This window comes from Pantoea sp. UYEF8, from assembly GCF_040546285.1.
Taxonomy (GTDB): domain Bacteria; phylum Pseudomonadota; class Gammaproteobacteria; order Enterobacterales; family Enterobacteriaceae; genus Pantoea; species Pantoea brenneri.
In genome coordinates this window covers 14,448-40,933 of the sequence record NZ_JBEPNM010000011.1, presented here as the reverse complement: position 1 = coordinate 40,933, position 26,486 = coordinate 14,448, and the positions used below count along the sequence as shown (strand labels likewise).

Below are 26,486 nucleotides of genomic sequence, written 5' to 3'. Positions count from 1 at the left end.
GATAGTGCATATTCGGGTCATGATTGATTCAGCGTCAGTTCAGACGCCAGGGCCAGCAGGCAGTCAGGTCATGATATATCGGGCACCGTTGCCGGTGCCGGGGTCAGGGGAATTATTCGAGACCCAGTTTAATCAGCGCCTGTTCGGCGGCTGCCTGTTCTGCTTTACGGCGGCTGGAGCCTACGCCCACCACCGGCTCGGCCATGCCACTCACCTGACAGTGAATGGTGAATTCCTGATCGTGAGCTTCGCCACGCACCTGTACCACCAGATAGCTTGGCAGCGGCAGGTGACGCCCCTGCAGATACTCCTGCAGACGCGTTTTCGGATCTTTTTGTTTGTCGCCAGGACTGATTTCGTCGAGGCGGCTCTGATACCAGTCGAGGATCAGTTTTTCTACCGTCTGGATACTGCTATCGAGGAAGATACCGCCAATCAGCGCTTCCACCGTATCCGCCAGGATCGATTCGCGACGGAAACCGCCGCTTTTCAGCTCACCCGGCCCTAAACGCAGGCATTCGCCGAGATCAAATTCACGCGCCATTTCCGCCAGCGTATTACCGCGCACCAGCGTGGCGCGCATGCGGCTCATGTCACCTTCATCAACCCGCGGGAAGCGGTGATAAAGCGCGTTCGCAATCACATAGCTGAGAATGGAATCGCCGAGAAATTCAAGACGCTCGTTGTGCTTACTGCTGGCGCTGCGATGAGTCAGGGCCTGCTGTAACAGTTCCGAATGAGTAAAAGTGTAGCCCAGTTTGCGCTGAAGCTTGTTAATCAGGATGGGGTTCATGCGATTCCAGTTCTTTGTTGCGTCTGTGACTCTGCATACCAAACAGGGCTGAGAATCCAACACATTCCGTTTGGTGTGCAGTGGCCTCCCGCAGGAGGCCACCCGATTTGCCTGTTAATCAGACAATACTTTTAGTGGATGCCGCCGATACGACTGAATCGCACGCCGGTAGGCCACTGTCCTTCTTGTTTCTCAAAGCTCATCCAGATAGCGACCGCTTTACCGACCAGATTACGCTCCGGGACAAAGCCCCAGTAGCGGCTGTCGGCGCTGTTATCACGGTTATCGCCCATCATGAAATATTGCCCTTTCGGCACTACCCAGCTCGCCTGTGGCTGACCCGGCTGCTGGTAATACATGCCCGCCTGACTCTGCGCTTCGTTCACCAGCAGGATGTCATGGGTCACGTTGCCAATCGTCTCTTTACGGGTGCCGAGGCGTAAGCCACCGCGCATCGTATCGCCCTGTGGCACCTGATAAAAACCGTTGCCAGTTTCGTTGCCATCAAAGCCGCTAAAGGTCTGAATAAAGTTGCTCGGCTTAACGTCGGTATAAGTCACCGCTAACGCGGTGTCACAGGCTTTACCGTCGGTACAGGCTGGCTTGACCGTCAGGGTTTTGCTGTAAGGATCATAGATCACTTTATCGCCAGGTAAACCAATCACGCGTTTAATGTAGTCGAGGCTCGGATCTTTCGGGTATTTAAATACCGCGATGTCACCGCGCTTTGGCTGACCGGTCGGGATCAGCGTGGTCTGAGTGATTGGATCTTTAATTCCATAGGCAAACTTCTCCACCAGAATAAAATCGCCAATCAGCAGCGTCGGCATCATCGATCCCGAAGGGATCTGGAACGGTTCGTAAATAAACGAACGCACGATGAACACCACGGCCAGTACCGGGAACACCGAGGCGGTAGTTTCAACCCAGCCCGGCTGCGACGATACTTTCGCCAGCGTTTTGCTGTCGAGCGTATTACCGGTTTGCGCCTGAGCCGCCGCCTGTTTAGCCCGACGTTGCGGTGCCCATTTAAAACGATCAATAACCCAGACGATGCCAGTAATCAGCGTCGCTATCGCCAGTATCAGGGCGAACATATTAGCCATTGGAAATCCTTATTTGCTGTCCTTACCGACATGCAGAATCGCGAGGAAGGCTTCCTGCGGCAGCTCAACGTTACCGACCTGCTTCATTCGCTTCTTACCGTCTTTCTGCTTCTGCAACAGTTTCTTCTTACGGCTGACGTCGCCGCCATAACACTTGGCGAGTACGTTTTTACGCAGCTGTTTAACCGTTGAACGCGCGATAATGTGGTTGCCGATTGCCGCCTGAATCGCAATATCAAACTGCTGACGCGGGATGAGCTCTTTCATCTTCTCAACCAGATCGCGTCCACGATACGGTGCGTTTTCACGGTGGGTAATCAGCGCCAGCGCATCGACACGTTCGGAGTTAATCAGAACGTCGACGCGCACCATGTCAGAGGCCTGGAAACGTTTAAAGTTGTAATCCAGCGAAGCATAGCCGCGTGAGGTGGATTTCAGACGGTCGAAGAAGTCGAGCACCACTTCTGCCATCGGAATCTCGTAAGTCAGCGCGACCTGATTGCCGTGGTAAACCATATTGGTCTGAACGCCGCGTTTCTCAATGCACAGTGTAATGACGTTGCCCAGATATTCCTGCGGCAGCAGCATATGACACTCGGCGATCGGTTCGCGCAGCTCTTCAATATTATTCAGCGCTGGCAACTTAGACGGGCTGTCTACGTAGACCACGTCGCCGCTGGTGGTAACCACTTCATACACCACGGTCGGTGCCGTGGTAATTAAATCGAGATCGTATTCACGCTCCAGACGCTCCTGGATGATCTCCATGTGCAGCAGACCGAGGAAGCCGCAACGGAAACCAAAGCCCAGCGCCGTCGAGCTTTCTGGCTCATAGAACAGCGAGGCGTCATTCAGGCTCAGTTTGCCGAGCGCATCACGGAACGCTTCATAGTCGTCAGAGCTGATCGGGAACAGACCGGCATAAACCTGCGGCTTCACTTTTTTAAAGCCTGGCAGCGCTTTGTCTGCCGGGTTACGCGCGGTGGTCAGGGTGTCCCCTACCGGCGCGCCGAGGATGTCTTTAATCGCACAGACCAGCCAGCCAACTTCACCGCAGTTAAGCTCGGTACGGTCAACCTGCTTCGGGGTGAAGATGCCGAGACGGTCAGCGTTATACACCTGGCCAGTACTCAGAACCTTAATTTTATCGCCCTTGCGCATGGTGCCGTTTTTAACCCGCACCAACGACACCACACCGAGGTAGTTATCGAACCAGGAGTCGATAATCAGCGCCTGCAGCGGTGCTTCCGGATCGCCTTCTGGCGGCGGGATGTCACGCACTAAACGTTCCAGCACTTCCGGTACGCCAACGCCGGTTTTTGCCGAGCAGCGCACCGCGTCAGTAGCATCAATGCCGACGATATCTTCAATTTCCTGCGCCGCACGATCGGGATCGGCCGCTGGCAGGTCAATTTTGTTCAGAACCGGCACTACTTCCAGATCCATCTCAATCGCGGTGTAGCAGTTCGCCAGGGTCTGCGCTTCTACGCCCTGCCCGGCATCCACCACCAGCAGTGCGCCTTCACAGGCCGCCAGTGAGCGGGAAACTTCATAGGAGAAGTCAACGTGACCCGGAGTGTCGATGAAATTGAGCTGGTAAGTTTCGCCGTCTTTCGCGTGGTAATCGAGCGTTACGCTCTGTGCTTTGATGGTAATACCGCGCTCGCGTTCCAGATCCATAGAGTCAAGAACCTGGGCAGCCATCTCACGGGCGGTGAGGCCACCACAAATCTGAATCAGGCGGTCAGAGAGCGTAGATTTACCATGGTCGATGTGGGCGATGATGGAGAAATTTCTTATGTGCTTCATTTATATGAATATCTTCGCATAGAGAATCAGTTGAAAACCTGAGCACAGACACATTCAGGAAGATCGCTCTTTACCCACAATCCTGTCAGCCTCATTAATGACGACGCATATTACACTGTTAACGCCGCGCATAAAAGAATGGAACGTTGTGGAAGCGAAACAGAGTTTTGCGTAAGGGAGAACAGACAAAGGCCGCGGAGTGCGCGGCCTGGAGATGCGTTACGCTTCGCTTTCAACGCGCAGCGCATCAGGAGGTAATGCGATGTTCAGGATCACCGGTTGAAAGGCTTCGCGATCGCCCAGTTTCATCGAGACGCCTTTGGCGATAATAAAGCCGCCAATACCGCCCAGCAGCGCACCACAGGCGGCCGCCAGATCGCTGCTGAACAGCGCCTGAAACAGCCCTGCCACCACAAACAAACCCAACAGCGGCGTCATATAGACCAGCAACGCCGAGCCCAGCAGGCTGCTCTCGCGGATACCCAGTTCGATACGCTGACCCGGCTGCAGCGGTTTGCTGCTGGCGATCTGCATTACGTGGGCATTTTTCGGGCCGAGTTTGTTCAGCATGTGGCTGCCGCAGCCTTTACGCGCCTGGCAGCTGTTGCAGGAGGTTTTCGCTTCAGTATGCAGAGTGGCGATGCCATCCTGCCATGCCACCACGGTGGCCCATTCTCTCATCATTTTTGTGACCCCAGGTCGATGCTGTCCGCAATGCGTTTTGCTGTCGAAGGCGGTAATTCGCCGACCACCGCAATCTCGCTATTATTGCGCACAACCGTTTGTACCGTACGACGTCCAGTGCGCAATGTCTGGGTGGTACTACTTTTATCGGCCGGAGTGATATTAATGGCGAAGCTGAACAGGCCGTCGCTGTAGAGACGCGACTCCATGTTTTTGTTCAGCGCGGGCAACGTACGACGATTCTGAGAGACCAGCGTCATGCCGGCGGGTATCCAGCCTGGCTGCCAGTTGAGCGTCACCGCATCCCCTTTCGGGACGGAGAGCGATGGCGGCAGGTTGGCCTTTTCCAGCCCCTGCATCAGGTTACGCACCCCTTCATCCACCGCGAAGCTAATGACACGGAACTGCTCCAGCGTTTCACCGTCGCGGTCCAGCAGGTCAATCCGCAGAGGCAGCCTGGTATCCACATCCAGCCAGACGACATAGCTGTAGCGGGTGCCATCGCGTGACACGATGCGCAATACGTCGCACATCTGATCGGCAATACGCGAGCGGCCAACGGTAATGAAGTCGTACGCACTGCCCAGCTTGGTGAAGTCTGCAAAAATCACCGACGGCAGCGCATCGATAATGTGGTTACCGGGTAGCGAAAACGGCTCAAGGCCAGGTTCGAAGTAGCTGATATCGTTGCCACGCTGGATCACTTCACGTCGCGGGCCGTCCATCTGCAACAGCTGAGCAAAAATACGCTCATCAATCACAGCATGACGATAACGCAATGATTCAATGCCGAGGCGGGAGACGTTGATATAGGCGAATTCGTAGTTGAGGTTTTGACTTGCCTGCTCCATCTGCTGCAATAACGCCCCGGACGCAGAAGGTTGCGCCGGGGCGGCAGATGACCACAACAGGCTGCCTGTCAGCAGGCTAACAGCATACCAAAGCGGCTTCATTACTGCTGCTGGAGTCCTAAGGATTGGTTTCCGGGAACATCAGCCTGTGCTTGTTTCGGTGCATCGGTTTCAAACTGCAGCTGATCGGCATGTAAACGGCGTTGCAGTTCATAATCCTGCAGCATCGCATTGACGCGACGACGCTGATCCTGAACCTGCTGATTAGCGCTGTTGGTATCAAACGCATCAGAAGGCACGCCGAGGCTGACCGGTGAGGCTTTGCCCATCATCGGCAGCGTGTTAAACACCGGAGAATCGGACGATTCAGCCGTGCCGCCGTTTGGCTGGTTGTAGTGCTGGACGCCAACGATAACTGCCAGAGAAACACAGGCAGCCACGCCGACCTGGGTTAACTGTGCTGCCCATGGACGCACTTTCTGCCAGAACGGCATTTTTTCCCAGCGGGAAGGTTCTGGCTGCGCTTCAGGGATCAGCGGTGTAACAGTACGCAGCGGTTCTTTTTCGATGGCAGCGGCAACGCGCGCAGAGATATCGAAATGCAGGAACTCGCCAACATCGCCGCGCATGGTATCGCGAATCAGATGGTAGCTTTCCCAGCTTTTCTGTAGATCTGCATCCTTCGATAAGGCTGAGAACAGCTCGTTATCTAAGGTCTCACCATCCATTAAAGCGGAAAGTTTTTCTTTCTGCATGCCTATGTACCCTTCCAGTAGCCGTTATCACTGACGTTGGATAAGCGGTTGAACTTTATTATCAATGGCCTCTCGCGCACGGAAGATACGTGACCGAACAGTGCCTACCGGGCAATCCATAATGACGGCGATCTCTTCATAGCTCAGGCCGTCCAGTTCCCTGAGGGTGATTGCCATACGCAAGTCCTCGGGTAGCGCCTCGATGGTACGAAAGACAATTTGTTTCAATTCGTCAGACAACATTAAGTTCTCAGGGTTCGAAATTTCTTTTAATGCACCCGCACTTTCGAAATTTTCTGCGTCAATCGCATCCACATCGCTGGATGGCGGACGTCGCCCCTGAGCAACCAGGTAATTTTTCGCTGTATTAACCGCAATGCGGTACAGCCAGGTATAAAACGCGCTATCGCCCCGGAAAGAGTCCAGTGCGCGATACGCTTTAATAAACGATTCCTGTACTACATCAGGCACATCGCCCGACGGAACATAGCGTGAAACCAGGCTCGCCACTTTATGCTGGTAACGAATTACCAGTAAGTTGAAAGCTTTTTGATCTCCCTTCTGTACCCGTTCAACGAGGATCTGATCCGTTAACTGCTCGCTCATCCGAGGTAATGTCTCCCCAAATTTTTTATACGCGTAAAGTAACTGCCAGCACATCTCAATGGTTCTGAGCAAGCATGCGCTTAGAGTTGTGATGTGGTGCGAAGTTCACTTATCGCCCTAATATTTACCGCTCCGCTGGTGATTATCCGGCTTGTTCATTTTCGTTCAGTACAGGGAGCGTAAATCGCAGGCAGAGTAACCTATGACAACGGCTTTTTCATCTTTAAATCCCTGCGCTTAATTAAGTTTGGTATAAAAAACACTTTTTAAACCGCCCCGAATTTAACCTGCTGATTGTTAGCGATATTTAGCCTGACACTGCCTGGCGCGTGGAAAATTTGTTCAAAATACTTCACAGCAACCGGCTTAACGCTTATGCTCAGGCCTATTCTTGTTTAGTAAATTAAACATCATGACAAATGCAAATCCGGATTATCAGTGTGATGTATTGATTGTGGGCAGCGGTGCCGCCGGCCTGTCGCTGGCGTTACGGCTGGCCAGACATTATCAGGTGCTGGTGCTCAGCAAAGCGCAGGTCAATGAGGGCTCCACCCTGTATGCGCAGGGTGGTATCGCGGCGGTGTTCGATGAAACCGACAGCATTGAGTCGCACGTGGAGGATACGCTGATTGCCGGTGCCGGCCTGTGCGATCGCGACGCCGTTTCGTTTATTGCCAGCAATGCCCGTCACTGCGTGCAGTGGCTGATTGATAACGGGGTCGCCTTTGATATCGATCCGCAGGCGGCAGGCGAGATGCGCTATCACCTGACCCGTGAAGGCGGCCACAGTCATCGCCGCATTCTGCACAGTGCCGATGCCACCGGCCGCGCGGTAGAAACCACGCTGGTCAGTCAGGCGCTGAGCCATCCCAACATCCGGATTCTGGAACGTACTAACGCGGTCGATCTCATTCTTTCAGACAAACTGGGCCTGCCCGGACCACGCCGTGCTGTGGGTGCGTGGATCTGGAACCGCAATCGCGAGCAGGTGGAAACCTGTAGCGCCCGCGCCGTCGTGGTCGCAACCGGCGGCGCAGCCAAAGTCTATCAATACACCACCAATCCCGATATTGCCTCTGGCGATGGAATTGCGATGGCGTGGCGTGCCGGCTGCCGGGTCGCCAATCTGGAGTTTAACCAGTTTCACCCGACCTGCCTGTTTCATCCGCAGGCGCAGAATTTCCTGCTAACCGAAGCATTACGTGGCGAAGGTGCCTGGCTGCTGCGTCCTGACGGCAGCCGTTTCATGCCCGATTTTGATCAACGGGCTGAACTGGCGCCGCGTGACATCGTCGCCCGGGCGATAGACCACGAAATGAAACGGCTGGGCGTGGACTGCATGTATCTCGATATCAGTCATCAGCCGGAAGCATTTGTCCGCGCTCACTTCCCGATGATTTACGACAAGCTGCTGACCTTTGGCTTTGATCTGACCAAACAGCCGATTCCGATTGTGCCTGCCGCGCACTATACCTGCGGCGGCGTGATGGTCGATCAGCAGGGGCGTACCGATCTCAATGGCCTGTATGCGATTGGTGAAGTGAGTTATACCGGCCTGCACGGCGCCAACCGGATGGCGTCCAACTCACTGCTGGAGTGTCTGGTTTATGGCTGGTCAGCCGCGGAGGATTTGATTCGCACCCTGCCCGACGTCGAAGCGGTGACTACCCTGCCCGGCTGGGATGAAAGCCAGGTCGATGATGCGGATGAGCGGGTGATCATCCAGCATAACTGGCACGAGCTGCGGCTGTTTATGTGGGATTACGTTGGCATTGTGCGAACCACCAAGCGCCTTGAGCGGGCGTTGCGCCGCATCACGCTGCTGCAGCAGGAAATTGATGAGTATTACCATCACTTCCGCCTCTCTAACAATCTGCTGGAGCTGAGGAATCTGGTGCAGGTCGCCGATCTCATGGTGCGCTGCGCGCTGGAGCGAAAAGAGAGCCGCGGACTGCACTACATCCGCGACTATCCCGACCTGTTACCCGAAGCGCTGCCGACCATCCTGACGCCGCCCGGTTACAGGAACAGGTAGAATGCCCGCGTCAGGCAACACCAGTCTTCGGAATAGTGGGTGTCGGGCGCGCGAATGGCGAGACGCTCCAGCAGCGTTTCGCCGGCCTGCGGAGAGAAAGCCAGCAGCACGCGATGCGGCGGGCGATGAGCATATTCCGCCACGTCCAGCCGAAAACGTAAATGCCAGCCATCGGCCAGCGCCTGGCTGATAAACGTTTCGCCGGTCGCGGTGGGCAGTACCACGCAGAACATCCCCTCTTCTTCAATCAGCAACGCTGCGCTGCGTAACAGGGTCTGATGATCGAGGGTGCGGGTCGCACGGGCGCTGTCCCGCGCCGCAGTGGAACAGGCTACGCCAGGCGCAAAGTACGGAGGATTGCTGACAATCAGCGAATAACGCTGCTCGCAGTCTTCGGCCCAGCGGGCGATATCCTGCTGATGGATGTGAATACGCTGCGGCCACGGCGACTGCTGTACATTCTCGCGTGCCTGCTGCGCCGCCTCACCGTCTAACTCGACCGCATCAATCTCAACCGGCGACGACGTGCGCTGCGCCAGCATCAGCGCGATCAGTCCGCTGCCGCTGCCAATGTCCAGAATCCGTCTGACGCCAGCCACCGGTGCCCAGGCACCGAGCAGAATGGCATCGGTACCGACTTTCATCGCACAGCGATCGTGCGCGACAAAAAATTGTTTAAAGGTAAATCCGTTCTTGTTTAACTGGGGCCGCTCACGCGGCTTATCGTGCATCATGGGTCGCTACCATTCACTTATTTTCTGCCGTGCGGCAGCGCATAAGTGTAACGTGACAGGTAAGGGAATTCACGCAGCAGACCATACCTGGCGGATTAACAGATGAAGATTATGTCTGATCTGTCTATAATCAGCGCCCCAAACTGAGGTAGACCATGACAGTAACCACATTTTCCGAACTCGAACTCGACGAAAGCCTGCTGCAAGCGCTGCAGGAAAAAGGCTTTACGCGCCCAACAGTGATTCAGGCTGCTGCAATTCCGCCCGCGCTTGAGGGCCGCGACGTTCTGGGTTCGGCACCTACCGGGACCGGGAAAACTGCCGCCTATCTGCTACCGGCGCTGCAGCACCTGCTTGATTTCCCCCGTAAGAAATCTGGCCCGCCCCGCATTCTGATCGTCACACCAACCCGCGAACTGGCGATGCAGGTCGCCGACCAGGCGCGTGAACTGGCGAAACATACCCATCTGGATATCGCTACCATCACCGGCGGCGTGGCCTATATGAACCACGCTGAAGTGTTCAGCGAAAACCAGGACATTGTGGTGGCGACCACCGGTCGTCTGCTGCAATACATCAAAGAAGAGAACTTTGACTGCCGCGCAGTTGAAACGCTGGTGCTCGATGAAGCGGACCGCATGCTGGACATGGGTTTCGCACAGGATATCGAAACCATCGCGGCAGAAACCCGCTGGCGCAAGCAAACGCTGCTGTTTTCCGCCACGCTGGAAGGCGAAAACATCAAAGACTTCGCCGAGCGTCTGCTGAACGATCCGGTTGAACTGGAAGCCGATCCCAGCCGCCGTGAACGTAAAAAGATCCAGCAGTGGTATTATCGCGCTGACGATCTGGAGCATAAAACCAAATTACTGGTTCATTTGCTGAAACAGCCGGAAGTGACGCGCTGCATCGTGTTTGTGCGTAAACGTGAGCGTCTGCATGAGCTGGTCAGCTGGCTGCACGAAGCGGGGATTCGTAGCAGCTATCTGGAAGGCGAGATGGTGCAGGCCAAGCGTAACGAAGCGATTAAACGTCTGAGTGAAGGCCGGGTCAACGTGCTGGTCGCCACCGACATCGCGGCGCGTGGTATTGATGTTGAGGAAGTCAGTCACGTCTTTAACTTCGATATGCCGCGCACCGCCGATACCTATCTGCACCGTATTGGCCGTACCGGCCGTGCCGGCCGCAAAGGAATCGCGATCTCGCTGGTCGAAGCGCATGACTACGTACTGCTGGGTAAAATCAGCCGCTACGTCAATGAGCCGCTGAAAGCCCGCGTGGTGGATGAATTGCGTCCTGAGACGCGCGCGCCGCACGCCAAAACCACCGGGAAACCGTCGAAAAAGGCGCTGGCTAAGCGAGCTGAGAAGAAATCCAGCGAAGCTGAAAAACCGCGGGTGAAAAAACGTCACCGCGATGCCAAAAATATCGGTAAACGCCGCAAGCCGAGCGGCAGCGCGCCGGCTAATGAGTAATGCGGAATAAATCATCGCAGCCATAAAAAAATCGCCTCATCAGAGGCGATTTTTTTGATTTAATCATCAGTAACAGGCAGTTGGTGCCATTTTCAGTGCCTGATGGCGATCCGGCGATAATTGCCGCCGCACCGCCAGCCGTTCTGGCTTCTATCTTATTAATTTTGTGGTAAAAATTGCTGTGTGCGCTTTGCGTTATTTTTCAGCGCCGGTTAACTGATGTCACTCAGAGACTTTCGGTGAAAGTACGGGCAATCACGTCGCGTTGCTGTTCTGGCGTCAGTGAGTTAAAACGCACCGCATAACCGGAAACGCGAATGGTCAGCTGCGGATAATTTTCAGGATGCTTAACGGCATCTTCCAGTGTTTCACGACGCAGAACGTTGACGTTCAGATGCTGACCGCCTTCTACCCGCACCTGCGGTTTAATTTCTACCGGCACTTCACGGTAGGTGAATTCACCCAGTTCGCTAAGCGCAACCACCTGATCTTCTTCATAGTCGCCTTTGGCACACAGGCAGCGAGCCTGAGCTTTCTCTTCGTCTAACAGCCAGAAAGAATTAAGGAGTTGGGGTTTATTAGTTTGTGTGATCTGGATACCAGTAATCATGTCAGCGCCTCCAGGGCAATGCGTGAATGAATCAAATTTGAGGCTCCGGTATAGCACTCTCCCACGCCGTCAGCCTTGACCTGGGTCAATTTTAACCGGCCATAAAGTCTCCTTTTTCGCTAACTGACTGATCTCAAACCGCTGCTGATATTAACTTTTTTTGCATTATTAAAAATATTTTTGCCCTTCAGCTCAGGGGCAGGAACGGCTAAGCTTACGGCACAAACCTTAAGGGAGTGGATTATGGTTGAAAAGCTGACCTGGCACGACGTGCTGGCTGAAGAGAAACAGAAACCCTATTTTACCGAGACGCTGAAACTCGTGGCGGATGAGCGTGCTGCAGGCGTGACGGTTTACCCACCGCAAAAGGATGTGTTCAATGCCTTTCGCCTGACCGAATTAGGCGACGTCAAAGTGGTGATTCTGGGTCAGGACCCGTACCACGGCCCTAATCAGGCGCACGGACTGGCCTTTTCGGTGCTGCCCGGCGTGCAGGTACCGCCGTCGCTGCAAAACATCTACAAAGAGCTATTGCAGGACATTCCGGGCTTTCAGAAGCCGGACCATGGTTTTCTCGAAAGCTGGGCGAAACAGGGCGTGATGTTGCTGAATACGGTGTTAACAGTGGAAGCGGGCAAGGCCCATTCCCATGCGCGCTTTGGCTGGGAAACCTTTACCGATAATGTGATTGCCGCGATTAACCAGCATCGTGAAGGGGTGGTGTTCCTGCTGTGGGGCTCCCATGCACAGAAGAAAGGCAGCATTATTGACCGTCAGCGCCATCACGTATTGCAGGCGCCGCACCCTTCGCCGCTCTCGGCGCATCGGGGCTTTTTTGGCTGTCAGCACTTCTCGAAAACTAACGCCATACTGCGTGAAGCCGGTCAGCAACCAATTGACTGGACGCCGGTACTGCCTGAATAAGCTGCAAGGCACACGGCCGCGACACTGCGCGGCCGTGGTACGGATTCAGGCGTGAAATCAGCCTTTCGCTTTGGCAACCGCGACCATCGCCGGACGCAGTAGGCGGCCATTCAGCGTGTAGCCACGTTGCATCACCAGCATCACCTGGTTCGGTTCAAACTCTTCAGACTCCATCATCGACATTGCCTGATGCACTTCGGGATTAAATGGCACGCCAGTTTCGCCTACCACTTCTACACCGAATTTGCGGACTGCGCCGAGCAGACCTTTCAGGGTCAGTTCAATCCCTTCGATCATCGGAGCCAGCTGCGCGTCCTCTTTGTTCGCCACTTCCAGCGCACGCTCAAGACTGTCGATCACCGGCAGCAATTCGTTGGCAAATTTCTCCAGGGCGAATTTATGCGCCTTCTCAACGTCCATTTCGGCACGGCGACGAATGTTCTCAATTTCAGCCTGCGCACGCAGTTGTGCATCACGCACGCCGGTTTGCGACTGCGCTAATTCAGCTTCGAGCTGAGCAATACGCTCATCACGCGGATCCACCTCAGCCGCTGTCTCCGCTTCCTGAGGTTGTTGCTGATCCTGCTGAATTTCGTCTGAGACTTGCTCGTTTGGGGTGTTCTGTTCTTTACTACTCATGAATTTCTCCGCGTTTTGCACATTCATTTCGCTGGTTGGCTTATTATGGGGATCGGTTTGACGGTTTCAAGGGAACCTATCACATTGCCTTGCCGTTTTGGCTTATAAGGAATACCCACTCGATGAACAAACACTTTAACTGCATTGGTATTGTGGGTCATCCACGCCATCCCACCGCGTTAACCACGCATGAGATGCTCTGGCGCTGGCTGACCGCCAAAGGTTATCAAGTGATCGTGGAGAAGCAAATCGCGCAGGAGCTGGCGCTACACGACGTCCAGACCGGGACGCTGGCTGAGATTGGTCAACAGGCAGATCTGGCGGTGGTGGTCGGCGGTGACGGCAATATGCTAGGCGCGGCCCGGGTGCTGGCGCGCTATGACATCAAGGTGATTGGCATTAACCGCGGCAACCTCGGCTTTCTGACCGACCTTGACCCGGATAATGCGCAGCAGCAGCTGGATGAAGTATTGCAGGGCAACTACTTCGTTGAGAGCCGCTTTTTGCTGGAAGCCCAGGTATGTAAATCAGACTGTTCGCCACGCATTGGCTCGGCGATCAATGAAGTGGTGCTGCATCCCGGAAAAGTGGCGCACATGATCGAGTTTGAAGTCTATATCGATGAAGTGTTTGCCTTTTCTCAGCGCTCAGACGGCCTGATTATCTCCACGCCGACCGGTTCCACCGCCTACTCGCTTTCTGCCGGCGGCCCGATACTCACGCCTTCGCTGGAGGCAATTGTGCTGGTGCCGATGTTCCCGCATACGCTGTCGGCCCGTCCGCTGGTGATTAACAGCAGCAGTACCATCCGGTTGCGCTTTTCTTCACGCCGGAGCGACCTGGAGATCAGCTGCGACAGCCAGATAGCGCTGCCGATCCAGGAAGGTGAGGATGTGCTGATCCGACGCAGTGCCAGTCACCTGAATCTGATTCACCCTAAAAACTACAGCTATTTCAATACGCTGAGTTCGAAACTGGGCTGGTCAAAAAAATTGTTCTGAAAAGCCGTGCCGCCTCTTTACTGGATAAAATTCCAGTTTATACTGTATGAAAAACCATATGTGTTTATTCATACAGGTGAACCTATGCTGGCCCAACTGACCATCAGTAATTTCGCTATCGTTCGTGAGCTCGACATTGATTTCCAACGCGGTATGACAGCAATCACTGGTGAGACCGGTGCCGGTAAATCTATCGCGATTGATGCCCTGGGGTTATGCCTGGGCGGTCGCGCAGATGCCGACATGGTGCGTCAGGGCGCCAGCCGGGCCGATCTTTGCGCCCGCTTCCAGCTTAAGTCCTCCCCTTCTGCTCAGCGCTGGCTGATGGATAACCATCTGGATGATGGCAATGAGTGTCTGCTGCGTCGGGTGATTAGCGCGGACGGACGCTCACGCGGGTTCATCAACGGCACGGCGGTTCCGCTGTCGCAGCTGCGCGACCTCGGCCAGTTACTGATTCAGATTCACGGCCAGCACGCGCACCAGTTGCTGCTCAAACCTGAGCACCAGAAACATCTGCTGGATGCTTACGCCGGTCATGACGATCTGCTGCAGCGCATGCGTACTCATTATCAGGCCTGGCATCAGAGCTGCCGCACCCTGGCACTGCATCAGCAGCAGGCTCAGGAGCGTGAAGCACGTCGCGAACTGCTGCAATATCAGCTGAAAGAGCTGAACGAGTTTGCGCCGCAGGCTGGTGAATATGAGCAGATTGACGAAGAGTACAAGCGGCTGGCAAACAGCGGACAGCTGCTGTCGACCAGTCAGCAGGCGCTGCAACTGCTCGCGGATAGCGACGATAACAATCTCTGCAGTCTGCTCTACAGCGCACGTGAGATGCTGTCTGAGCTGACCTCGCTGGATGAGAAACTGAACGGGGTTTATAACCTGCTGGAAGAAGCGGCCATTCAGCTGAGTGAAGCCAGCGACGAGCTGCGTCATTACTGCGACAGCCTCGATCTCGATCCGAATCGTCTGTATGAACTGGAGCTGCGTATTTCACGCCAGATCGCTCTGGCGCGTAAGCATCACGTTACGCCGGAAAATCTGCCTGAACTGCATCAGCAGTTACTGGCGGAAGCGGAGTTGCTGTCACAGCATGAAAGCGATCAGGAGAGCCTGCAGTCGCTGGTTGGCGAGCACTATCAGGCAGCCCTGTTAAGCGCGGAGCAGCTTCATCAGCACCGCACTCAGTACGCTGAGGAGCTGCAGCAGCTGATTACCCAGAGCATGCATTTGCTCTCTATGCCGCACGGCCAGTTTAAGATTGCCCTGACCTTTAACCCGGACCAGCTGACTGCTGAAGGTGCCAGCCGCATCGACTTCCAGGTGACGACTAACCCTGGTCAACCGCTGCAGCCGCTCGGCAAAGTCGCCTCCGGCGGTGAGCTGTCCCGTATCGCCCTGGCGATTCAGGTCATCACTGCGAAGAAAATGGAAACGCCAGCGATGATTTTCGATGAAGTCGATGTCGGGATCAGCGGTCCGACCGCCGCCGTAGTAGGCAAACTGCTGCGCCAGCTGGGCGAATCGACTCAGGTGATGTGTGTGACTCACCTGCCGCAGGTAGCAGGCTGTGGTCATCAGCACTTCTTTGTCAGCAAAGAGACCGATGGCGCCATGACCGAAACCCATATGCAGCCGCTGGACAAGCGCGCGCGGCTGCAGGAACTGGCGCGACTGCTGGGCGGTAGCGAGGTTACACGCAACACCCTGGCTAACGCCAAAGAACTTTTAGCCGCCTGATAGCGCACTTTTTTAACCTGCCGTGGTCATATGCATGCTCTGTAGAGGTTCCCAATAGCGAAAAGGTTTATTATCATCGGCACTTATGTCGCCAAAGTAATAAAGCCTGCCGCAGGCAGAGTTCAGATTTTGTTGGCAAAAAAACAGCCTGTAAAAGGCGTTTGGCCCCGGAAAAGGAATGTATAGATGCGCTGTAAAACGCTGACTGCCGCGGCAGTGGTAATGTTGATGATGACCGCCGGATGTTCCACCTTAGAGCGCGTGGTATATCGTCCTGATATCAACCAGGGTAACTATCTGGTTGCCAATGATGTGGCCAAGATTCACACCGGTATGACCCAGCAGCAGGTGGCTTACACGCTCGGTACGCCAATGATGAAAGATCCGTTCGGCAGCAACGTCTGGTATTACGTTTTCCGTCAGGAACCAGGCCATGAGCGCGTTCAGCAGCAGACGCTGACGCTCAATTTTGATGGTAACGGCGTCCTGACCAATATCGACAACAAGCCGAATCTGGCGCAAAAAAGCGACTAACTAAACGGCAGACAGCAAAAAAGGCGCACTGAGCGCCTTTTTTTATGCTGCGGATTAACAGGTCATTGCTGCCCTGCTGTCTGCTGCTTACTTTTTACCGGATGCAGAGCGCTCTGCGCGTTGACGACGCAGCTCTTTAGGATCGGCAATCAGCGGTCGATAGATTTCAATCCGATCGCCTTCATCCACCACATCACTGAGCTTAACGGCCCGGCTGTAGATACCTACTTTATTACTGCTGAGGTCGATTTCACGGCGCAGCTCCAGAATTCCGGATTGCTGTATCGCCTGCTCTACCGTGCTGCCCTGCTCCACTTTGACGTAGAGCTGGTATTGCTTTTCAGGCAGCGCATAGACCACCTCAACCGAAATATCAGGCACTGTAAACCTCTTTGGCACGCTGGGTGAAGGCCTGCACCATACTGTTGGCCAGCTCTTTGAAGATCCGACCAAAGGCCATCTCTACCAGCATGTTGGTGAATTCAAACTCCAGGCTTAACTCAACCTTGCAGGCGTCATCGCCCAGCGAGATGAATTTCCAGCCGCCGGTCAGCTTACGGAACGGCCCGTCAACCAGCTGCATATGAATGCTCTGGTTATCCGTCAGGGTATTGCGGGTGGTAAATGTTTTGCTGATGCCTGCTTTCGACACATCCACGGACGCGGTCATTTGATTCTCTGACGCATCCAGCACGCGGCTTCCGGTGCAACCCGGCAGAAATTGCGGGTAAGCATCCACATCATTTACAAGTTTGTACATCTGCCCGGCACTAAACGGGACCAGCGCCGAACGACTAATCTGAGCCATAATGGTTCCTGTTCATCACGAAACCGCTGAATAATAGCATTTTCAGCGATTAAACAAAAATGCCCCCGAGTAAGGGTGTGCTAGAATATCCCGTTTCCTGCTGCCCCGCTGGACTGGGGATGCGATAACCGACTAAGTGATGTAAAATACGCCGCACTATGACAAAGAAAAAATCACACAAACCCGGTTCTGCCACTGTTGCCATGAACAAACGCGCCCGCCACGAATACTTCATCGAAGAGGAGTATGAAGCGGGATTATCGTTGCAAGGATGGGAAGTTAAATCACTTCGTGCCGGCAAAGCCAACATCAGCGACAGCTATATTCTGCTGCGCGATGGCGAAGCGTTCCTGTTTGGTTCAACCTTTCAACCCTTAGCCGTTGCCTCCACCCATGTGGTGTGCGATCCCACGCGTAGCCGCAAGCTGCTGCTGAAGCAACGTGAGCTGGATTCACTGTATGGCCGCGTCAATCGCGAAGGTTATACCATCGTAGCGCTCTCGCTCTACTGGAAGAACGCCTGGTGTAAACTGAAGATTGGTGTTGCACGCGGTAAGAAAGAGCATGATAAACGTGACGATATCAAAGACCGCGAATGGCAACTGGATAAAGCACGTATTATGAAGAATTCAAAGCGTTAAGCGCTGGATTCTGACCTGCTTTTTTGCTAGTATTTGAAGTTCTGGGGCTGATTCTGGATTCGACGGGATTGTGAAGCCTTAGGAGCATGCCGAGGGGCGGTTTGCCTCGTAAAAAGCCGCAAAAAAATAGTCGCAAACGACGAAAACTACGCACTAGCAGCTTAATAACCTGCTTAGAGCCTTCTCTCCCTAGCTTCCGCTCTTAAGACGGGGATCAAGAGAAGTCAAACCCAAAAGAGATCGCGTGGATGCCTTGCCTGGGGTTGAAGCGTTAAATCCAATCAGGCTAGTCTGTTAGTGGCGTGTCTGTTCGCAGCTAACCGGCGAATGTAAAAACTGACTAAGCATGTAGTGCCGACGGTGTAGTAATTTCGGACGCGGGTTCAACTCCCGCCAGCTCCACCAAAAAAAGTTGGACAGTGGGAAGACACAGACTTGTAAGTCATAACGTTAACCACTGGGTCCGGGCAGGAACCAGCCTGAAACCGGACAAAGAAAGATACGCAAAGGAGCCCCGGCTCCGGCGCGACAGAAGGCCCGCGAAAGCGGGCTTTTTTGTATCTGTCATTCTTCATCAGATACTCCCGCCTGTGATAAATGCTTTTCCCTCCCGGTAAACAGAGAAGCGTGGTGACTCGCCCGCCGGCGGTTTGCAGTAGACCGATGATGAGCGATGTGAATTGCCGATGCGCATCATCAGTACGTGATGATTTTCGCGTCCGACTGTCGGCAGCCTGATGCCCTGCAGCCTGAACGTCATACCCGGCAGCTTTCCTTTGTTGCCTGTATCAGCTCTATAGAGTTCTTCGAAATGATCTCCGCTCTTAAGCTGAAGACTGAACTGCTGCCTTGCACTGCGGCATTCAGCAGTGACGGTCAGGTTAGTATCAAGGACACGCTCAAATGTTTCGCCAGCAATATAAAAAATCACGTGCAGACCTCCCCGGTCTGACCAGCTGAACGCGCCTCTGGGTAAATTTATCCCGCCTGACTGAACGTTGTATATGTCTCCGGTGATTTGCCTGGCATCCAGCTGTCCGTGGATTGTGCAGTCGTCCTTTATGACGACATTTTCCAGTACACCGTTGACCGCATGGATTGTCCCGCTGATGTCCGCTTTTTTTGCCGTCAGTGTGCCATCCGGCGTCAGTTTGAATGCGGGCGGATCGCCACTGCTGGTGAGGCTGACCGCCTGAAGTTTTTTGATAAGGGCTTCACGGAAGAATATCTGATCGTTTTCGATAACCAGCGCAGGGGTGCTGTTTCCGCTGGCCGGATTAACAAATGCCACGCGATCGGCCGCCATCAGGATCTGACTCTGTATACCCTCCGGCGTTTCCTCTGTCCCCATACCAAAACCGGCCATGCAGTACTGGCCGTTTTTCATCTGCTCAAGCCTGACAGACCACCGCGTATTGAGGCGTCCCTCCGTGTCTTTCCAGCTCTTCTGAATTTCTTCGATTTTCGCTGCCCCCTCACGGAGCTGCTCCATCTTATTGAGCAACTCCCCGCCCAGATGGGTGTCGCTGATTTTTCCTTTATAAAACGCCAGATAGTCTTCCGCTTTTTCACTCGGGCTGGCCTGCTTTTCTGTAAAAGCGGATTTACCCAGCGCGTTAACGCTGCGGATATAGAAGTAGTGAGCCTTGCCCGGCCTGAGGCCGTCTTTTATCCAGCAGGTCCCTTCCCCCAGATACCTTGCCTGCGTTTCTGCCAGCTGCGGGTCCGCAAGCTGTGCACTGGCGGACCAGAACTCATACCGTGTGGCAGCGTCATAAATCGCCTGATGCGGCACCAGCGTGACCTGGAAATAGCCGGGCGTCACGTCAACAGAAACGGGTGCCTCAGGCGGTGCAACAGTGATATCCACCGAGACCGGTTTGCTTTTCAGCCCGGCTTCATTAATGGACCTGACGGTCAGCGTATAGTGACCGGCTTCAGGCAGCACAAAGGCATATTCAGGCCGGTCCACGGTGTCGCTGACAATCAGGGAGCCAGTGCCGTCATCACCCCGTGTTACCCGGACTTCAGATCGCGCGCTGATGAGGGTGCGCAGAATTTCCCAGCGGGCCTGGGCCTGAATGTGTCCGGATGCCATGCTGACGCTGACACGAAGATGCCGGACAGCCGGCGGTAACACGGCGTGCCCGCTGGCCGGTGATTCAGAAAAGCGCCTGCCTTCATCCACCCTTGCCTGTTTCTCCGGGCAGTGCTGCAGCGCGGTGATGGCATAGCCGCCGTTTTCGCTTTCCCGGATGGCCACGCAGCGAAACAGTCGCTGCCGCCGCCCCGGCAGTTTCAGTCCCCAGATGCTGAGCGGTGCCACGCCCTCAGGAAGCACATCCACCTCTACACTGTCGGGCTCGGGGTGTCCGGTCACGCTGGCGGTAAAGGGCTGACCGGAGCTGCTGATGAGATTCAGTGTGGCTGCCCCCGTCACCGGAAGGGTCACGGGCCGGTCAAGCCTGAGCATTTTCCTGTCCGGCTCCGTGGCAAGAATGCGGCCACCGGTTGCCGTCCCGGCATAATCGTTATCGCAGATTTCAAGGATGTCGCCGGGGACATGACGCAGCCCTTCTGCACCCACACAGAAATCAACGGTCTGGGTTTCCAGAAGCTCGGTCTCAATAATCCATAAGCCGGTACGGTGTGCCTGACCGCGGCTGGTACAGCCAAATGCATCGACTTTGAGCAGGTTGCGCCCGTAGCGTTTTATTGCATCGCGGTCTTCCACCAGCTCAACCGAAGGCTGCCAGTTATTGTGTGGATCGATGAAGCGGACCTCGACCGCGTTGTGGCGGTCTTTTAATGCACTGAAGCTGTAGTGGAACTGGCCACCGGCCACGCTGGCATTGGTGTAAGTCCAGACGACATCAGAAGGCGCATCCTGAATAAACGTCAGGCGCTGACCGTTCCAGACGGGCATGCAGCGCATCAGGCTACAGAAATCCCTGATGACATCGAATGTCTTCCGCTGCTGCGTCAGCCACGCATTGCAACGGATGCGCGGCTCCTGGCCGCCATAACCGTCACTGACGCTTTCATCACAGTATCGGGCAATGTTATAGAGGGCCCACTTATCGACATCCGCAATCCCCACCCGCTTACCCAGACCATAACGCGGATGCGTCAGCAGGTCATACAGACACCAGGCCGGGTTGTCCGTCCACGCCTCTTTAAACTCCCCGTTCCAGCGCGGGCCGACATAACGGCGCGTCACCGGATCATAATTCGCAGGCACCTTAACCAGACGACCCCGCATCTGATAATTACGCTGTGCCCGCTGGTTGCCTGATTTCTCTGAGTCAATTTTCAGGCCGATGACGGCCGTATAGGGGTAATGCTGCCGGACATCGGTGATTTCTGTATAAGAAGACCAGAAGGTCTTATTGTGCAGACGATTATCCGTACTGTCCGGCGTGATGCGCTTTACGCGGACATCAAAGGGCGGAGGTGGCAGATTGTCGAGGATCACAGAGAACGCAAACGGTTCATGGGTGCACCCTTTCACGGTGATGTCTTTCTCTGTCTGCCAGCCTGCCGGTTGCCGCACAAGAACCTGCAGGGTGACTGACGCATCCCGCGTTTCCCCTTTTTTATTGACCGAGAAAAGCTGGCGAACGCCCAGCGTCAGACGGAGCCGGTTCGTTTCTTTTCCGTTCACCGTGCGGGTGACGGCATACTGCGCGGTCAGGTCAGCATTAATCAGCTTTTCCCTGGCTGATGCCTCAAACCCGCTAAGCGTCGGCTGGTCAGCGGTTCCGGCACGAAAGTCCATGCTGACACCGTGCACGTTAACCTGTCCGTCCGGCCCCAGCACGGGAGTGCCGTTAACCAGCACACTTTTCAGCCCATGGCTAAGGCCGGCAATCGGGCCTTCGCTGATCACGTCAATCACGCTCAGGATCTGGGAAGAACGAAGGTTGTCGGGTTTGTCGTGCGGCGTATGCGCGTGATGATGGAAAATGCTCATGACTTTATCCTGCAGGAAATGAACCGGGACTCTGCTCCTCTTTGTGTCTTTCTATTAATGGCCAATAACAACTGTCTTCCCCTCACCGCTCATGTCACGGGTGGCGATCTCCTGAGAAATGACGCGCGAACCTACACGCATCTCCCCGTACAAAACCGGTACCGACGCCCCCTGAGCCGTCATGTTTTCTGTTCCTGAAAACCAGGTACTTTTTTTATTCCGATCATCAGCGGCTGTCGGCCGTGGTGCCAGCAGCTGCACCGCACCGCCCAGCATCAGGCTGGCCCCCAGAGAAAATGCCGCCCCGCTCAGCGAAAGCGTTGTCGCGCCCACAGTCCAGGCGAAAGCATTCAGGCCCGGGATAAATGACGCCGCGATGAGCGCGGCACCCGCAAAAAGCTGAAGCAGCCCCCGCCGTGAAGCTCCCTGCAGACGGGGGACCAGATGAACAACCGCCCCGGCCGGGAGGTTTTCATGCAGGCGGGCATGCAGACTGTCAGCATTCAGATCGCTGCCAGCAATACGCACCTGATAAAGGCCTTCAGTAAACTGACGCCTGAACTCACCGGACTGCGTTACCAGCGCATGCAGCGCTTCTGCCGCCGTCATCACATGCAGTTCAATACGCCGGCCAAACCGGGCAAGGTTGCCATACAGGCACACCCGGACTGACCGGGCGGTTTCAGGAAAGGCAGTGGTCATGTTCATCTTCAGTTCCGAAACAGTAAATTCTGCCGCCACAGACCAGCCACCAGCTGCACGCGCTGTGCGTCAGTCCGTGTCTGTCCGCCGGGCTCAGTTCGGGCGGTCCATCCGGATGACTGTGAACCAGCGCGATAATCGTGCCGGCGGCAGACGCTTTCAGGTAATCCTCAGGAGTAAGGGAGAAGTGACGGCGCGGCTCAGGGGACGCGTTAATACAGGGCAGATACTGATGACCGTCCCGTGTCAGGATGACCAGGCCACAGCACTCCTGCGGGTGACAGGCCCGGGCATGAGACAGGATGGCTTTTGTCAGGCGTTCGCGTGTCGCGGTGCTGAATGCGTACGTCATCATGCAGAACAGGTGTCAATCGACAGGAATCCGCCGAAGCGCCCGATGTTATCTCTGCGCCGGCAACCTGCCGCACAGTTGCCGCAGTGATCCTGAGCAAGATCTGTGACCGGCTGGCCGTTGCTGTCTGTGACAGACGGCCCGGCATAACCGCACTCTTCGGAGCGGTACTCCCACGGGCAAAGGTCAGCCAGCATGATGCGCCCGGGGCACACCAGCCCGTCGGTTTCCGTCGGCACGGCCAGAATAAACCGGGCCGTCAGAGAGGTGAGCTCTGCCAGCTGCTCGATCACATATCGGCTGACCACTTCCTGCTGCGGATCGGCCCAGGGATTACCGTGCCTGAAATTCTCAGCATCCAGAAAGCGCACGCAGACCGTATGGCGTATTACTGCTGCGCCTGCCAGACTCTGGTGCGCTTCAGCCAGGCCGGTCACAACGCCATAGAGATTAGAAACCACGAGCGACGGGCGCATGCCGGAGTGCTATCTGCAGAACTGTCTTCAAGCCAGGTTTCCCGACGCGCCCAGGAGGGTGCATCAGGCCATCGGATTTTTTCGTAGCCGTGCAGAATGGCCAGCGCATCGGCATAGACGAGCAGGTCAAACCCTTCATTGGCTCCCCGTCCTGGCTTACGCCACCGGCCTTCTGGCGTGCGCTCTTCATAGGTGAGCTCGTCGTAAAACCAGCTCCCGAGCCAGGCCGGGAAATGGATGTAATTGGGTCCCGGGGCTTCACGCCACAGCGCATTGTTAACACGGTCCTTAAGCGCATCCGTCTGGAGCAGATAAAGCGGCACATCCCCCGCGGCTTTTGCGCGGCGCGCTGAGCGTCCGGTATTGTCAGGCCAGGTCCGGGTAATCAGCTTTTCACGCTTATGGCTATCGCCCTTGAAAAGATAAACACGCTTTCCTTCCCCCTCCCGACGACATTTTCGCCAGAAGCGATAGGCGTTGTCGGTGACACCATCCTCGCCGCCAGAGTCCACAGCCATGGCCATGAGCGACATTCGCTTTAATGGGTTGTCTGCCAGCGCCCAGGTTTTGTACAGCACGTCCGGAAAAAGCAGGTCCCAGTCCTCAGGATAACTGGCAGGATCAAGAGGGCAGCTTTCGCCCTGGTCGTCGCAGCGCAGCGAATGGCGGAGGCTATACCGGTCAACGATCCACCGCTCACCCATGCTGCCATATCCGGTAATCTGTACCACGAAGCGACGATGCCGGCCGCCCTGCACGTCAACGGTAGCCACCAGAAAGTTCACACCTTCCGCAACCGTGCGCTCGGGGATGTCCTCAGCCCGCTGCTCCAGCCGTTCTCCCCTGCGCTGTTCAAGGGCGGCCCGGGGAAGATAAGGCCGGCCAAAGTCGGTGTTGACGACGGCTTTGAGCGTTTCTTCGCTGCCCGTTTTCTGATATTCCTGTTCAGCAGTGAGGTATTTAAAAACCAGTTGTGCCCATGTCTGATAGGCCGCCGCCGGTCCCTCCATCCAGAACGAGGCAATCCTCGACTGACGTCCTTCTCCGGCCACATTTCCGTCACAATCAATCGTCTCGCCATCCCTCAGCCAGACCCCGCGAATATTCAGCTCCCGTTTCATCTCAGGAGAGATCATTTGCTTACAGGCCGGACACTGCAGACGTGCGGCCTCACTGGCGAGAACCGGATCGGTATGATCGTTATAGCCCGTCAGGTTGGCCATTTCTGGCTGAAAGTATTCTCTGCAGTGTGGGCAGGGCCAGTACCAGCGCCGACGATCGCCCCGGTTGTACAACGACAATATTCCGGTTGAGGGCGGTGCTTCGTGAGAGGTTGAGGCCTTCCATTTTGTATCGCAGATATCCCGCCCGGGTGAGCTTTCCACCAGCGTCATCCCGGCAGACATAAACGTAGTGGTACGTTTGGATGCGAGCGAGAAACCGTCCCCCTCGCTGTCGATGTTCTCCGGAAAGCGGTCGTAATCGGTCAGAGCGACAAACCGGTAATCCGACGACGACATAATATTGACCGAAGGCCAGCCGATTTTAAGGAATGAGCCGTCCCTGAACGTTTTGTCATGGACATTATTGTCGTTGCGGCGGGGGCTCATTCTTTTCTTTACCGCCGCGCTGCTTCTGAAGGTTCTGTCCAGGCGCTTTTTAGAGTGCTCCCGGGCCTTGTCTTCGGTCATCTGCACGACGAGCATGTCTGAGGGGTCGCAGACGATGGTATAGACAATCCAGCCATCGATGAGGCCGATCGTTTTTCCTGTTCGGGCCGGACCGACAAAAATCACCGCATCGTACTCACGCGATGACAGGCAGTTCATTGGTTCGATGATATAAGGGGTCAGTTCAGGATCCCATGGAACCGAATTACCGGCACCTTTGGGAACACGCATGAATTTTCTAACAGCCTCTGAAATTGGCATGCGACGTGGTGGAGAAAATCCTGCCGCTATGTCCCTGCCAGAATTTCGGGCTGATGAAAAACTCATTATTCCTCCTCGTGACTTTCTCCTTCATCGTCCGGCATTAATTCTGCAGCACAAGCCTCATATGACTTTTCCTGAAGGGTATTCCGCAGGTCATCAATTGACTGTTGTACAACGCTGACAGCCTGTGGCGAGAGGGCACAATCGCGTTCAAGAATATCCGGTATAGTCTCCAGAACCTGCACGACAGCTTTTCTCATGGACGAATAGACAATGACGACTTCATCCACAGGGATGAGTTTGCGTTGCTCCTTTTCCAGTTTGATTCTTTCATTTTCTGACTGATACCAGTCCTTTCTCTCTTTCGGCTCCATCCGGGACGGATCATGAACGGAGTCTGCCGCTTCAAACCTCACGCCGAACAGGGCCGGACCGACATGCTGCAGCGCATAAACGGGATTTCCTCTGACTGTCGCAGCCACCGGAATGTTGGCGGCGAAAAGCCGCTTTTTCACGGTGTCACGGTGCAGCCCGAAGGCCTCTGCAATTTTAAAAACGCTCCAGTGATAGGCATCACCGATTCCACTTACATTTGACACTGGCAACTCCATCTGGCAGGTGAATGTGAGGTTTATTCATTTAATTCAATAAATTACAAACTGGTCTGATGACAGCAAGAAAAAAAGAATGTACAGGTGATCATGGAAATTATTTATTATTATCAGTCACTTAACAGACCTGCCGCCGCCAGCATGAAAATGCAAAAATCAGCCGTTTTCCGCGGGGCCGCCGCCTCGTGGACAGGGTACCCCTCCGGGAGGACCCGCAGGTTCACAGCGTGGCGGGACGATCATTTTTCACTTTTAATTTGTCTTTTTACTATCCAAATATTCGCCATCTCCAAAGAATTATAAATTTTACTGAAATACCTCAGTCATTCCTGATAAATTTTCTAGTACAGCGTTAAAAAAAAAGGTGCTAGCGACAGAACATTTAGTGTTTGTAGATCAGACCCATGCTTTATTCGAAGGATATTGCGAAAATGATCGTCATAGATATATTAAAATCTACCCATATGCTTTCAATCACATTTGGTGTGCTTTCAGCCATCCTGTGGCTAGCATCTTCCCGCGCTAAAGGCAAGAAAGTCCTACGTGGACCGGGATTTATATTCGATGATGGCAGCCAAATTGATATACAAGAATTGGCCGTTTCTATGACTGCACAATCAGCACTCAACAAGAGAGCAGCATTCTTTGCAGCACTCGCATCTGTATGTCAGGCGTTAGGCTGTTAAA

At 54.8% G+C, this 26,486-nt stretch carries 26 protein-coding genes and 1 other RNA gene; 9 read left to right on the top strand and 18 right to left on the bottom strand.

Features of this window, described 5'->3' with window-relative positions; all coding sequences use genetic code 11:
• Positions 1-112 precede the first annotated feature (112 nt).
• From rnc to rpoE, 7 genes are all read right to left on the bottom strand, one after another.
• Positions 113-793 (bottom strand): ribonuclease III, encoded by a 681-nt coding sequence (gene rnc, locus ABIB18_RS18330; RefSeq protein ID WP_069728695.1) that lies wholly within the window; start codon positions 791-793, stop codon positions 113-115.
• A 131-nt stretch (positions 794-924) separates the two neighbouring features.
• Positions 925-1,899 carry a signal peptidase I gene (gene lepB, locus ABIB18_RS18325; RefSeq protein WP_069728694.1) on the bottom strand — a complete coding sequence of 325 codons (975 nt, stop codon included), beginning with the start codon at positions 1,897-1,899 and terminating at the stop codon, positions 925-927.
• Positions 1,900-1,908: 9 nt separating this feature from the next.
• On the bottom strand, positions 1,909-3,708 hold the full coding sequence (lepA, locus tag ABIB18_RS18320) for a translation elongation factor 4 (protein WP_031376281.1): 1,800 nt from the start codon (positions 3,706-3,708) through the stop codon (positions 1,909-1,911).
• Positions 3,709-3,927: 219 nt separating this feature from the next.
• Positions 3,928-4,392: a SoxR-reducing system protein RseC gene (gene rseC, locus ABIB18_RS18315; protein ID WP_031376282.1), complete on the bottom strand. Its 465-nt coding sequence runs from the start codon at positions 4,390-4,392 to the stop codon at positions 3,928-3,930.
• Positions 4,389-5,345, bottom strand: a complete 957-nt coding sequence (rseB, locus tag ABIB18_RS18310) for a sigma-E factor regulatory protein RseB (RefSeq protein ID WP_031376283.1) — start codon at positions 5,343-5,345, stop codon at positions 4,389-4,391. Before rseB ends, rseC begins: the two co-directional genes overlap by 4 nt.
• Complete coding sequence (rseA, locus tag ABIB18_RS18305) at positions 5,345-5,998, bottom strand: anti-sigma-E factor RseA (protein WP_031376284.1); 654 nt, start codon at positions 5,996-5,998, stop codon at positions 5,345-5,347. Before rseA ends, rseB begins: the two co-directional genes overlap by 1 nt.
• Positions 5,999-6,025: 27 nt before the next feature.
• Entirely contained in the window at positions 6,026-6,604 is a 579-nt protein-coding gene (gene rpoE, locus ABIB18_RS18300) for an RNA polymerase sigma factor RpoE (protein ID WP_031376285.1), read from the bottom strand.
• A gap of 412 nt (positions 6,605-7,016) precedes the next feature.
• Between rpoE and nadB the strand changes: the two genes are divergently transcribed.
• Positions 7,017-8,639, top strand: a complete 1,623-nt coding sequence (nadB, locus tag ABIB18_RS18295) for an L-aspartate oxidase (protein ID WP_069728760.1) — start codon at positions 7,017-7,019, stop codon at positions 8,637-8,639.
• Here nadB and trmN read toward each other — a convergent pair.
• Positions 8,624-9,373, bottom strand: coding sequence for a tRNA(1)(Val) (adenine(37)-N(6))-methyltransferase TrmN (gene trmN, locus ABIB18_RS18290; protein ID WP_031376287.1), 750 nt, complete (start codon positions 9,371-9,373; stop codon positions 8,624-8,626). The two genes, nadB and trmN, sit on opposite strands and share 16 nt — an antisense overlap.
• A 155-nt stretch (positions 9,374-9,528) precedes the next feature.
• Here trmN and srmB point away from each other — a divergent pair, with 155 nt between their 5' ends.
• Positions 9,529-10,848, top strand: a complete 1,320-nt coding sequence (gene srmB, locus ABIB18_RS18285; RefSeq protein ID WP_031376288.1) for an ATP-dependent RNA helicase SrmB — start codon at positions 9,529-9,531, stop codon at positions 10,846-10,848.
• 226 nt (positions 10,849-11,074) lie between these two features.
• Here the strand turns inward: srmB and grcA are convergent, their stop codons facing one another.
• Positions 11,075-11,458 (bottom strand): autonomous glycyl radical cofactor GrcA, encoded by a 384-nt coding sequence (gene grcA, locus ABIB18_RS18280; protein WP_031376289.1) that lies wholly within the window; start codon positions 11,456-11,458, stop codon positions 11,075-11,077.
• 243 nt (positions 11,459-11,701) lie between these two features.
• Between grcA and ung the strand changes: the two genes are divergently transcribed.
• The gene (gene ung / locus ABIB18_RS18275; protein ID WP_354475162.1) at positions 11,702-12,382 is read left to right on the top strand and encodes a uracil-DNA glycosylase; all 681 of its coding nucleotides are present in this window, start codon (positions 11,702-11,704) and stop codon (positions 12,380-12,382) included.
• Positions 12,383-12,439: 57 nt separating this feature from the next.
• Here the strand turns inward: ung and grpE are convergent, their stop codons facing one another.
• Positions 12,440-13,021, bottom strand: coding sequence for a nucleotide exchange factor GrpE (gene grpE / locus ABIB18_RS18270; protein ID WP_031376291.1), 582 nt, complete (start codon positions 13,019-13,021; stop codon positions 12,440-12,442).
• A 122-nt stretch (positions 13,022-13,143) separates the two neighbouring features.
• Between grpE and nadK the strand changes: the two genes are divergently transcribed.
• The 3 genes from nadK to bamE all read left to right on the top strand — a co-directional run bounded on the left by nadK (position 13,144) and on the right by bamE (position 16,302).
• A complete protein-coding gene (nadK, locus tag ABIB18_RS18265; protein ID WP_031376292.1) occupies positions 13,144-14,022 on the top strand; it encodes an NAD(+) kinase in 879 nt (292 codons plus the stop codon).
• An 84-nt stretch (positions 14,023-14,106) separates the two neighbouring features.
• Positions 14,107-15,768: a DNA repair protein RecN gene (recN, locus tag ABIB18_RS18260; protein ID WP_089561659.1), complete on the top strand. Its 1,662-nt coding sequence runs from the start codon at positions 14,107-14,109 to the stop codon at positions 15,766-15,768.
• Between the two features lie 186 nt (positions 15,769-15,954).
• Positions 15,955-16,302, top strand: a complete 348-nt coding sequence (gene bamE, locus ABIB18_RS18255; protein WP_031376294.1) for an outer membrane protein assembly factor BamE — start codon at positions 15,955-15,957, stop codon at positions 16,300-16,302.
• 87 nt (positions 16,303-16,389) lie between these two features.
• On the opposite strand, the gene ABIB18_RS18250 is transcribed toward bamE, so the two are convergent.
• Complete coding sequence (locus ABIB18_RS18250) at positions 16,390-16,683, bottom strand: RnfH family protein (protein WP_031376295.1); 294 nt, start codon at positions 16,681-16,683, stop codon at positions 16,390-16,392.
• A complete protein-coding gene (locus ABIB18_RS18245) occupies positions 16,676-17,110 on the bottom strand; it encodes a type II toxin-antitoxin system RatA family toxin (protein WP_031376296.1) in 435 nt (144 codons plus the stop codon). Before ABIB18_RS18245 ends, ABIB18_RS18250 begins: the two co-directional genes overlap by 8 nt.
• 158 nt (positions 17,111-17,268) lie before the next feature.
• Here ABIB18_RS18245 and smpB point away from each other — a divergent pair, with 158 nt between their 5' ends.
• Positions 17,269-17,751 (top strand): SsrA-binding protein SmpB, encoded by a 483-nt coding sequence (smpB, locus tag ABIB18_RS18240; protein ID WP_046288168.1) that lies wholly within the window; start codon positions 17,269-17,271, stop codon positions 17,749-17,751.
• Between the two features lie 43 nt (positions 17,752-17,794).
• Positions 17,795-18,156, top strand: a transfer-messenger RNA (tmRNA) gene (gene ssrA, locus ABIB18_RS18235).
• Positions 18,157-18,325: 169 nt separating this feature from the next.
• Here the strand turns inward: ssrA and ABIB18_RS18230 are convergent.
• The 6 genes from ABIB18_RS18230 to ABIB18_RS18205 are packed head-to-tail and all read right to left on the bottom strand — an operon-like array spanning position 18,326 to position 25,799.
• Complete coding sequence (locus tag ABIB18_RS18230; RefSeq protein ID WP_354475158.1) at positions 18,326-21,724, bottom strand: TipJ family phage tail tip protein; 3,399 nt, start codon at positions 21,722-21,724, stop codon at positions 18,326-18,328.
• 54 nt (positions 21,725-21,778) lie between these two features.
• Entirely contained in the window at positions 21,779-22,432 is a 654-nt protein-coding gene (locus tag ABIB18_RS18225) for a tail assembly protein (RefSeq protein ID WP_354475156.1), read from the bottom strand.
• The gene (locus ABIB18_RS18220) at positions 22,407-22,778 is read right to left on the bottom strand and encodes a C40 family peptidase (RefSeq protein WP_069728759.1); all 372 of its coding nucleotides are present in this window, start codon (positions 22,776-22,778) and stop codon (positions 22,407-22,409) included. The genes ABIB18_RS18225 and ABIB18_RS18220 overlap by 26 nt, the downstream gene beginning before the upstream one ends.
• The gene (locus ABIB18_RS18215; RefSeq protein WP_354475154.1) at positions 22,778-23,254 is read right to left on the bottom strand and encodes a phage minor tail protein L; all 477 of its coding nucleotides are present in this window, start codon (positions 23,252-23,254) and stop codon (positions 22,778-22,780) included. The genes ABIB18_RS18220 and ABIB18_RS18215 overlap by 1 nt, the downstream gene beginning before the upstream one ends.
• The gene (locus tag ABIB18_RS18210) at positions 23,212-25,251 is read right to left on the bottom strand and encodes a phage terminase large subunit family protein (RefSeq protein ID WP_354475152.1); all 2,040 of its coding nucleotides are present in this window, start codon (positions 25,249-25,251) and stop codon (positions 23,212-23,214) included. The genes ABIB18_RS18215 and ABIB18_RS18210 overlap by 43 nt, the downstream gene beginning before the upstream one ends.
• Complete coding sequence (locus ABIB18_RS18205; protein WP_084227819.1) at positions 25,251-25,799, bottom strand: DUF1441 family protein; 549 nt, start codon at positions 25,797-25,799, stop codon at positions 25,251-25,253. The genes ABIB18_RS18210 and ABIB18_RS18205 overlap by 1 nt, the downstream gene beginning before the upstream one ends.
• Before the next feature lie 431 nt (positions 25,800-26,230).
• On the opposite strand from ABIB18_RS18205, the gene ABIB18_RS18200 reads away from it, so the two are divergent.
• Positions 26,231-26,485: a hypothetical protein gene (locus ABIB18_RS18200; protein WP_354475150.1), complete on the top strand. Its 255-nt coding sequence runs from the start codon at positions 26,231-26,233 to the stop codon at positions 26,483-26,485.
• Position 26,486 lies beyond the last annotated feature (1 nt).